Here is a 707-nt window from a genome sequence, read left to right as displayed (position 1 = left end):
CTAGGATTAAGCATCGCACTGACGAAGTTATTCTCCCGCTTTGCCACCAAACCAGCGATGAAGTTGGCACTGAGCCGGATCAACCGCACGCCTATAACCAGCGGTCTGCAGTTTGGTGCGCTGTCGCTTTCTTTGATGCTCCTTTCCATTATTTTTCTTGTCCGTAGTGACATCCTCGCGGATTGGGAACGGACTTTGCCTGCGGATGCGCCTAATGTATTCGCATTAAACATTGCCGATTATGAACTGGCTAACTACCTAGAAACACTGGATAAAAATGGAGTGACGCGGTCACAAGCATTTCCAATTATTCGAGGACGACTCACAGAGATTAATGGCCAAAACGTTAAAGACGTTGAATATGAAGGGGAAGGCTCTGACGCAATCCGTCGAGAGCTCAACTTAACATGGGGTGATCAGTTACCAGAATATAATGACGTTCTTTCAGGAAAATGGACGAACGCAAACAGTGTATCTGTTGAAGCCGATGTCGCGCGCGATTTGGGTATTCAACTTGGAGACAAATTAAGGTTTGTTATCAACAGCCAAAACTTTGATGCGACGGTGGATACCATTCGTCATGTTGAGTGGCGAGATATGAAGCCTAACTTCTATTTCATCTTTTCTTCTGATGTGATGGCAAATGTTCCTGGTTCATATTTAATTAGCTACCGAATCAATGAAGGAAACGAATCGCTGCTTACATC

The 707-nt window shown here is 44.8% G+C and carries 1 protein-coding gene; it reads left to right on the top strand.

Translation table 11 applies throughout. The annotated features are described in order from the left end of the window. The coding region (locus R7O13_RS27045) for an ABC transporter permease (RefSeq protein WP_412125736.1) at positions 1–707 on the top strand (707 nt) is incomplete at both ends.

The organism is Vibrio sp. Y176 (assembly GCF_033438945.1).
The sequence above is the reverse complement of the archived record's forward strand: the minus strand, read 5'-3'. Positions and strand labels throughout refer to the sequence as shown.